Origin of the sequence: Acidovorax sp. HMWF018 (assembly GCF_003061035.1) — a bacterium.
GTDB lineage: Bacteria > Pseudomonadota > Gammaproteobacteria > Burkholderiales > Burkholderiaceae_C > Acidovorax > Acidovorax delafieldii.
In genome coordinates this window covers 1-9152 of sequence record NZ_QAIM01000233.1, presented here as the reverse complement: position 1 = coordinate 9152, position 9152 = coordinate 1, and the positions used below count along the sequence as shown (strand labels likewise).

Here is a 9152-nt window from a genome sequence, read left to right as displayed (position 1 = left end):
CCCTGCTGAAATTCTCAGCAGGTCAGTGGAACACCCTGGTCAATATTGGATTGGCACTTTGCGGTTTAGCTGGTCAAGATTGCATCGGCACCAACAGTCCTGCGTGACGAGACAAAAACCTGGCGCGTGCGCTGTATGGAGGTCGATCAGGTCTTGTCGGACCTGCTGGATACGCCCCAGGGCAGCTTCCTGTCCCATGTTCGCCGGGCCCTGGCGGCGGACCAGCAGCGCGTCAAGGCGTTTCTGGGCGGCTTGGAGGGCCTCGAATTCGGGGGGCAAGCCGACGACACCGGTTTTACGCAGTGGACTGCCTGGCGCGACCTCCAAGGCATGAGGGCGACGGAATTGCCGCCAGAGTTCAAGATCCCTGAGGTGGGTGCGGCTTGGCACGATCTTGTTCATGACGCCGATCCCAAGAGCGGCCTGCAGGCCTTTGCCGCGTGCACCATGATGTCCTTGCGCAAAAGCCTGCGCAGCGGCAAGGTGTGGATCGATCACTCGCTGAGTTTCCGGCAGCGCGATCAGATGCTGATCTCGCCGCAAGAGTGGGCGCGCGAGCGCGACAAGTACATCGCCCTGCTGGGGTTGCCGCGCACGGCCGACGAATTCATCGAGCCCGCCTTGGACAATCTGAAGGTCGGCGTCATCGCTGTGTCCGAGGCCTGCCAGAAAGGCAAGATCGAGATCGGCGCCGACGGGATGCTGCATCTGCCGGCGGTCACCGCCTTGCCTGACGATGGGGAGCCGCGCCGCATGCGCGACCTGATCTACCAGTTGATCGGCGACGTGCAATTCCCCGACATTCTGCTGGAGATGGACGCGCTGTGCAGCGTCAGTGAGGTGCTGCTCGGACATCGAGCCGAAACCGTGGCGCAACTGCTTGCCCTGTATGCGGCGCTGCTCGCACACGGCACCGACATCGACGCCAAGACCGCTGCGTCGATGATCCCGGGCGTTGACACGGCGCAAGTGTCGGTGGCCATGCGGGCGTTGGAAACCCATGGCCGGTTGCGGCGCGCGAACGAGCGGGTGGTCGAATTCCAGGGCCGCGTCCCGCTGGCCGCCCACTGGGGCAGCGGCGAGAAGGCCTCGGCCGACATGATGTCGCTGGACGCATCCCGCCACCTGTGGAGCGCCCGCGTCGATCCCCGCCGGCGTACCTACGCGGCGGGCATCTACACGCACCTGCTGGATCGATGGGGCATCGTCTACGACCAGCCGATCGTGCTCAACGAACGCCAAGCCGGGGTGGCGATCGAGGGCGTGGAGCAGCACAACCGCAGCCAGGACCGCATTCGCTTGTCCCTGCTGGCGGTCGACACCCACGGCTACACCAACGGTGCCATGGCGGTGGCCAAGTTGCTCGGATTCGACCTGTGCCCGCGCCTGCGCGACCTGGCCGAGAGAAAGCTCTACCTGCCGGCAGGCTTCGCCGTGCCGGAGAACATCGAGCGCGTGACGGTCAAGCGCCTCTCGCGAAGGGCCATCCGCGAAGGGTGGGATGAACTGCTGCGGCTGATCGCCTCCATTCGCATGGGCAAGATCGGCGCCGATCTCGCACTGCGATTTCTCGGCAGCGCGGCTCAAGGTGATCCGGCCTGTCGCGCTGCTGAACATCTTGGCAGGTTGTTGAGAAGCATTTTCTTGTGCGACTACGTCACCATCGAGGACTTCCGCCGCGAGATTCACACGTTGCTTGCCCGGGGCGAGTCGGTTCATCAGCTGCAGCGGGTTGTCTACACCGGCAAACTGCCCACCGAGCGCGGCCGGCGGCGCGACGAGATGAAGGCGATCTCCGGCTCGCACGCCTTGCTGACCAACATCGTGATCGCTTGGAATACCAACCGGATGAATGATGTGGTCGAACGCCTGCGCAAGGGCGGCATGGAAATCGACGACGCTTGGCTGCGGCGCATGGGTCCGGCCCACTCCAGCCACATCAACTTCCGCGGCACGTTCAGTTTCAGCGTCGCCAAGTATGCTCAAGCGCTTCTCAGATCGCCGCCGACGCCTCGACGCCGTGCCACAGCATGACTTCGTCCGAGCTAGAGACGAGCATCTCGATCGTCAACAGCGCAACGAATCCTACAAAGAACATCGAAGTCAGGAGCGGCGTTTCGTCGACTTCATGCGCCTCCGTGAGCAGTTCCTCCGTCACCAGATAGAGCAACGCCGCCACCGAAAACGACATCACGGCATCCAGTGCCTGCCCGTTCACGCCGCTGAGAAAATAGGCGCGCCTATGGCCGCCCCACCGAGCAAGAGCGCCCCGAAGGCACACGTGGTCCCAATGATCCGCCGACGCGACCCGACTCCCGTGATTGCCGCGGCGGCCGCCACTCCGAGGAACAGGACTTCGAGTGTCAAGGCGACAGTGATCAAAAGACCTTTGGCCGTCGCTGGCGGCGAAGCTGATTCCGATTGGAAGCCCGTCCAGTGCGATCTCCACTCCGGAAACGAGCAGCAGGCTCGTCGGTATGCCGTTGGCTCTCGCCCCATCCCGCACTCAAGTTTGCCGGACAATGCCTTCAGGGCCAACATTGCCACGATGTCCAGGGTGAAACAGATAAGCGTCACCCAGCAAGCCGCCGATGCAACACGTCAGGCAGGAGCTCGGTCGCCAGCGCGGCGAACAGCACCCCGGCGGCGGGGACGCGCCCTCGTGGAGTCACAGGAAGCGACAATAATGTTTGCACCAACGCCATGTGATCTAGTGAGGCTTGGCCCGGCGACTCGCCGTGGTACTTAAGGAAGAGCTGATGAAACCCACCGAACTCCCCGCCGCCGTACGCGCGACCGACACCCGAGCCACCCTGCCCATCCCGGCACCGCCCCTGGACACCGGCGCCATCGTGCTGCGGCCGGAGCAGGTGCCGCAGGCAGAGCAGGCGTTGAGGGCGCTGGACTTCGGCGCGGTTGCGCCCGGTGACATCATCAATATCGGCCTGGGCTCTGAACAGGCGCTGCAGCAGACTCTGGACGGCTTTCTGGCGCGTCTCGACAAGAAAACGGCCGCCAAGGTGTTCGCGCTGTTCCAGCGCCTGGAAAAAGGCGTGGATGACGCCAAGCTCCCCGAGATCCTGGAGAAGATCCAGAGGGGTGAGCAGCGCGGATTTTTCGCCAGCCTCATTGCCAAGGTTGCCGGACGCAAACCCGAGGATGCCTTTCGTGAATTCATGCAGGAAGTCGGCGATCTGGTGGCTGGCCGCACGCGGACCCTGGCCGACGAGATGCAACGCCTCGAAGGCGAACTGTCGAAGGAGATGAAGACGCTGTTCGGCGAACTGCAGGCGCTCGACACGCTCAAAAAATCGTATGGTGAGCATTTCTCCAGCTTCACCCTCGACGCTGCAGTAGCGCGCGCCTTCCTCGAGAAGGCCAGGCAGTACGTGGCGCTGGAGCAAACAACCGCCGACCCCGCTGATGTGGCCGCGCAGGCCCGCGTGCGAGAGCTTCAGGACAAACTCAGGCTGCTGGAAAGCCGGGCACTGGCGCTGGAAGGCACCTATACGCGCCTGCCGGCCGACCAGATGGTGATCCAACAGATCGAGGCCGCCGGGGTGGCGACGCTGCAGGAGACGGCCACCACTGTCTCTTCGCGCTTTGCTTCGATCAAGATGACGCTGCTGTCGATCCATGGCGCTTTTGCCGTGAAATCCGTGCAGCAGATCGCCGAGCGCCAGGCGCGCCTGGACCAGCAGCTCACACAGTTGCGCGGGCAGGCGACCAAGGACGTGGCGGTCACCGCGGCGAAGGCGCCCGGCGAAAACCGCGTGGCGCAGGCCGAGCAGATCGCCGCCATCATCGCCCAGACCCGCGAGATCCACCAACTGGTGGAAGCGGCCAAGAAAGAAACTGAAGAAAAGTTCGAGCAGGCGCGGAGCATGTTCGAACAGTCGCGCGCGGACCTTGCCGCGCTCCACAAATCATGACAGCGGGAATCATTTCATGCTCACTCTTTCCCTCGACAAACCCGGCGCGAAGCCGGCACCCAAGCTGCAGCTGGCCCTCAACAAGGGAGCAAGCTTCAAAGTCACGGTCGCGTGGAAGTGCGATGCACGTCACGAGGACGATGTAGACATTCACGCGCTGGAAGCGCGCAACGACGGCGGCGGCGCGAAGGTGACTGCCCTGGAGCAGATTCTGTCCACCTACAACACGACCCGGATGAGCCCGAAGACCGGCGTCTTGGTAGCCGCTGCGGACGGCTCCTTTGCCACGCCTTCGGGCGGACTGCGCCATTCCGGAGACATCCGGGTGCAGGGCAACACTGAAGCCATCGTCATCGACGGGTCGCGGCTTCCCGCCGGCATCAATGAGATTCCCCTCTTCGCCACCGTCCACAAGGCCGGCCATGGCCAGGAGCACGAAGGCGGTGCCGAGTCCGAGGAAGAGGCCGCGTTCGCCGACATCGAGGTCTGCACCGTCACCATCGCGGACGAGAGTGGGCGGGAAATCGGCGCCTACCAGCTCTCAAAGGAATTCGGGGACTTCAACGTGGTCCAGCTCGGCAGCGTCATGCATGGCGACAACGGCTGGGAGTACGCGCCGGTGGGCCGCGGCTTCACTGGCTCCATCAACGACGTCCTCAGCCACTTCTCCTGAAACTCGCCATGCAGACGGGGGACAAGAAGCTGCGACCGACCGTGGTCGAGCCGCCTGCCCGTTCCCCGCGCAAGGCCGGAGGAGCCTCGGCGCGGAGAACCGATGCGTCGGCTCCTGTCGTTGAGGCAGGCCCCGCTGTTCGCAAACCGACGGCCATCCCCGGAGCCGAACGGCGGCGCATCGACGTTCAGCCGCAGGCCCTCGAAAGGCTCTCGCCAGGAGCAGCGGCCCACGTCTACGCGCAGGCAACCGCGCTCATCGGCGCGTTCGTGGTGGACAAGGCAACCGAGCGCAAGGCGATCCTCTGGGGCCACGATCTGCAGCAGGTGTACAGCGACCTCGTCACCCAAGCGCTCGCGCTGTCGCGCAGCCCCGTGCTGCGCAAGGTAGAAGGCTATCTAACCCGCACCATGGACATCCTGGGGTCGATCGACTTGCTGGCCGCGTGCGGGCATGGCTCCAGTGGCGTCGTGGGCCGGATGCTCAAGTGGCCCAGCGCACGGATTGACACGCCCGGCGAACTGGCGTTGGCGCAGGCCGAACTGGAGAAGCTGGTGGCGCTGATGGCCGCGGCGCTGCAAGAGTTGCTGGACCTCAGGGACCAGCTCCTGCGTGTGGCCGAACGCACGGACGCGGCCAGCGCGCAGCTTGAAGCCGCGGCGGTTGCTGCATTGTTCCTCGCCGAACATCTGCGCAACCAGAAGGACGCAGTGGCGCAGCGCTTTACCGAACGAGCCATAAGCCTGACCCAGACACTGGCCTTGATCCGCCAGTGTGGCGCGACCAGGACCTTGCAGATCGAGCAGCCGATCCGCATGGTGGGCGCCATTCAGGACGTGGCTCTGGTCATCCTGCCAGGATTCCTTGCCAGCATCGCCGCGGTCGCAGCCCTGCCGGCCAGCAAGGCGAGGATCACGCCCACCGAGGCGGGCGAACTGGCGTACCAGCTTCAGCATGTCGTCGAGAAGTTGAAGACCTCGACGAGCTAGCGATGAGTAGATTCATGACGCAAAACATCAGGAAACTGGCGGTGGCCATGGCGGTCGCGTTGCTTGGCGCAGGCGTTGCGTTGGCTCAGGCCGACGAGCCCATCAATGCCGATCGCCCGGGAATTGCCGACGGTAGCAAGGTGGTTGGCCAAGGCCGCTTGCAACTTGAGGCGGGAGTTCAAAAAGAGTTCCGCCGCGTCGCGGGCGTCTCCGATCACCGTGTGATGGCCCCACTGCTGTTGCGCGCCGGCGTGAGCCCACGCTGGGAGCTTCGACTGGAGACGAATTCCTATGTCTTCCAGACTTCGCGCGATTCGCTCGGTTCACTAGTCCGCGACGAGGGACGCGCACCCGTTGCGCTCGGTGCGAAGTACCAGGTCACGGACCCGACAGATCGGGCGGCACCCTCCCTGGGCGTGATTGCCCGGCTGATTCCGCCGTCGGGATCGGGCAACTTTCGCGGTCGTCGCACGAGCGGCGACCTGCGGCTCGCGGCCGACTGGGATTTCGCGCAGAACTGGTCGCTGAACCCGAACGTAGGCGTCGGCCTCGTCGAGGACGATGAGGGGCGAACGTTTTTCGCCCGGACCTTCGCCGCGACCCTGAGCTACAACCCGACAGCATCCCTGAGCCTGTTCGTGGACGGGGGGCTGCAATCCCCAGAAAAGAGGTCCGGGCGCGCCGCTGTCATCCTCGACGCCGGCCTTGGCTACCTGCTCACCCCCAATGTGCAACTGGACTTCAGCGTGGGCAAGGGCGTGCGCGGGAGCACGTCCCCGCGGGCCTTTGTGTCGGCAGGCGTCAGTACCAGATTTTGAGGGGCAGCGGCGAGCGTATTACAGAGGTGATGTACTTTGGCTAAATCCATCCCCATGGAAACGGCGACCAAGGCCCTGGTCCTTCAAGGCGGAGGAGCGCTGGGCGCCTACCAGGCGGGCGTTTATGAGGCATTGATCGAAAGCGACAACAAGCTCGACTGGGTGGCCGGCGTTTCGATCGGCGCCATCAATGCTGCCCTCATTGCGGGCAATGCACCAGCGCAACGAGTTGCACGCCTGGCAGAGTTCTGGCAGCAGGTCTCTTCGGGCCCGGCGCAGAATATGCCGACCTCCTGGGGTGATCGCGCGTGGCTGAACCAGTGGAGCGCTGCCAGCGCCGCCCTGGCCGGCATTCCGGGATTCTTTCGGCCACGGGCCGACCCGGCACTTTTGCTTGGTGGCGGTGCCCGTGTGTTGAGCTACTACGACCCCCAGCCTTTGAAGGCGACATTGGAACGGCTGGTCGATTTCGATCGCATCAACCGGCAGGAAATCCGATTGAGCGTTGGCGCGGTGAATGTGCGCTCCGGAAACTCCATCTATTTCGACAACCAGACCCACAAGATCGGCGTGGAGCACATCATGGCCAGCGGCGCACTGCCACCGGGCTTTCCTCCCGTGCAAATCGACGGCCAGCATTATTGGGATGGTGGCATCCTTTCGAACACGCCATTGCAGTATGTGCTGGACTCGTTTCCTCGCACCCGTCGCCTGGTCGTGCTCCAGGTGGATTTGTTTAGCGCCCGCGGTCCCATGCCAACCACCATCTCGGAGGTGATCGAGCGGCAAAAGGACATCGGTTATTCCAGCCGCACCCGCGTAAACACGAACGCACTGGCTTCCAGCGTCAACCTGCAGCAGGCAGTGGCGGACCTCATCAAGAAGCTGCCTGCGCGGTTGCGCTCCGATCCTGCAGTCGCCACGCTGCGGGAGCACCTGACTCACCAGCCTGTGGACATCGTTCATCTGATCTACCGGGACAAGCCGTACGAACTTGATTCGAAGGACCATGAGTTTTCCCGGGCGATGGTGAAGGAGCACTGGGAAGCGGGCGCTCGTGACATGCGCAACACCATTGCGCATCCTGAATGGCTGCAAAGGGCAACCGAAAACGGCATCACCACGTTCGATCTCGCCGAGCCGGGCCCGGGCCGTGTGCGGCACCCGGGCCCCGAAGCCGGGAAGCTGACCACCCCATGAAGGCCGCCGACATTCGGTGCACGATGCGACCGCCGATGGTGCTTTGGCAGCGCGCCGGTGCACCCTTCGGCCTCCAACACACGGTGACCTGACATGACAACCCTGTCAGAAACCATTGGCCCACTCCTGTTCGCGCGGGGCGCCGATGAAAATCAATGTCGGCTTTCCGCCATCGTCGTCACCCCGGACAACCTCGATCCGCCCCTCCTGGTTCCCGCCGATGGTCAGGAGGCCATGCCGGCGCGGCTGCATTCGCAGTTCGGCAAGACGGTCTGGCGATACGACTTCCGGCTCCCTTCGCGCGAGAACGCCGCCTACCGTTTGGGCGATGTCATTTTTCCGGTGGCTGCAGACCTTTCAGGAGATGTGCGGATCGCCTACGTCTCTTGCAATGGGCAGGAGTCCGAGGCGGATCAACCGTCGAACGAACGCAACGCGATGTGGCGCCGTCTGGCGGCCGAGCACGCGCGTACGCCGTTCGCCCTTCTTCTGCGCGGTGGCGATCAGCTCTATGCCGACGAAGTCTTTCAGTCGCATTTCGCCCTCGCTCGATGGGCGGCGAACGCGAGGAAGGAAAAGACAGACCACGTGCTCAGCGCAGATATGCGCATGGCGGCGGAGAGTCACTATTTCCACCGCTACCTGACGCTCTACGCTCAGCCGGAAATCGCCCATTTGAATGCCCGAGTGCCGTCGCTCATGATGTGGGACGACCATGACATCTTCGATGGCTGGAGTAGCCTTCCGGAAAAACTCCTCGATGGCCAGGTCGGTCGAGGCCTGTTTGATGTCGCGCGGCGCATGTTCATGCTGTTCCAGCTCGGCGCAACCGATGAAATGCCCCCGGTCGGAGGGGATGAGAGCCAACGCCAAAGTCTGACCCAGGTCGTCCGCTTCCCGCGGTTCTCCGTGATAGCGCCCGATCTTCGCTCCGAGCGCCGGCCGACGCGGGTGATGGGCCCTGCGGGCTGGACCGCATTCGAGCGCGCGCTCGCGCAAACCAATCGCGACGACCGTATTCTGGTCATGTCAAGCGTGCCGGTTCTCGGCCCGCGGTTCAGCTGGATCGAGAAATTGCTGGACGTGCTCCCCGGCGTCCAGAAATACGAGGACGACATGCTCGATCAATGGCAGAGCCGGTCGCACCGTGCGGAGTGGCAGCGAATGCTGGAGACGCTGCAACGTCGCGCCACCGAGGGCCAAAACCCGGTCACCGTCCTCTCGGGCGAAATACATCTCGCCACGCGGGGCGAGATGCGGTTCACCGACGGAACGATCCTGCATCAGCTTGTGGCGTCTGGAATTGCGCATCCACCGCCGCCAGCGTCCTACGCCCGTGTTCTCGGCTATCTCGCGGCGTTGGGCGAGAACCCTTTGCATGGCCAGCCGGTGCGCTTAAAACCTTTGCCCGGCCAAATGCAGATCTATGCAGCCGAGCGAAACTATGCCGTCATGAACCGGCGTGGCCAGGAATGGTCCGCCGAGTGGGAGTTGGAGGGGAGCGGACGTACGCCTGCGATGGCCCTTTGAGGGCGCTCAT

7 protein-coding genes and 1 pseudogene are annotated in these 9152 nt (G+C 63.8%); 7 read left to right on the top strand and 1 reads right to left on the bottom strand.

Translation table 11 applies throughout. From position 1 onward, the window contains the following. Positions 1 to 87 precede the first annotated feature (87 nt). Positions 88 to 2034 (top strand): annotated as a pseudogene (locus tag DBR23_RS08260) (Tn3 family transposase); the annotation flags it as partial. Here the strand turns inward: DBR23_RS08260 and DBR23_RS08255 are convergent. Continuing rightward, positions 1994 to 2191, bottom strand: a complete 198-nt coding sequence (locus DBR23_RS08255; protein WP_146191280.1) for a hypothetical protein — start codon at positions 2189 to 2191, stop codon at positions 1994 to 1996. The pseudogene DBR23_RS08260 and the gene DBR23_RS08255 sit on opposite strands and share 41 nt — an antisense overlap. 568 nt (positions 2192 to 2759) lie before the next feature. Here DBR23_RS08255 and DBR23_RS08250 point away from each other — a divergent pair. The 6 genes from DBR23_RS08250 to DBR23_RS08225 all read left to right on the top strand — a co-directional run bounded on the left by DBR23_RS08250 (position 2760) and on the right by DBR23_RS08225 (position 9142). Continuing rightward, positions 2760 to 3932, top strand: coding sequence for a hypothetical protein (locus DBR23_RS08250; protein ID WP_055400857.1), 1173 nt, complete (start codon positions 2760 to 2762; stop codon positions 3930 to 3932). Positions 3933 to 3948: 16 nt separating this feature from the next. Continuing rightward, on the top strand, positions 3949 to 4605 hold the full coding sequence (locus tag DBR23_RS08245) for a TerD family protein (RefSeq protein WP_055400855.1): 657 nt from the start codon (positions 3949 to 3951) through the stop codon (positions 4603 to 4605). Between the two features lie 8 nt (positions 4606 to 4613). Continuing rightward, entirely contained in the window at positions 4614 to 5594 is a 981-nt protein-coding gene (locus tag DBR23_RS08240; RefSeq protein ID WP_055400853.1) for a hypothetical protein, read from the top strand. Positions 5595 to 5608: 14 nt separating this feature from the next. Continuing rightward, entirely contained in the window at positions 5609 to 6412 is an 804-nt protein-coding gene (locus DBR23_RS08235; RefSeq protein WP_158276439.1) for a transporter, read from the top strand. A 54-nt stretch (positions 6413 to 6466) separates the two neighbouring features. Then, positions 6467 to 7612, top strand: a complete 1146-nt coding sequence (locus DBR23_RS08230; protein ID WP_055400850.1) for a patatin-like phospholipase family protein — start codon at positions 6467 to 6469, stop codon at positions 7610 to 7612. Positions 7613 to 7705: 93 nt separating this feature from the next. Continuing rightward, on the top strand, positions 7706 to 9142 hold the full coding sequence (locus tag DBR23_RS08225) for an alkaline phosphatase D family protein (RefSeq protein WP_233250339.1): 1437 nt from the start codon (positions 7706 to 7708) through the stop codon (positions 9140 to 9142). Positions 9143 to 9152 lie beyond the last annotated feature (10 nt).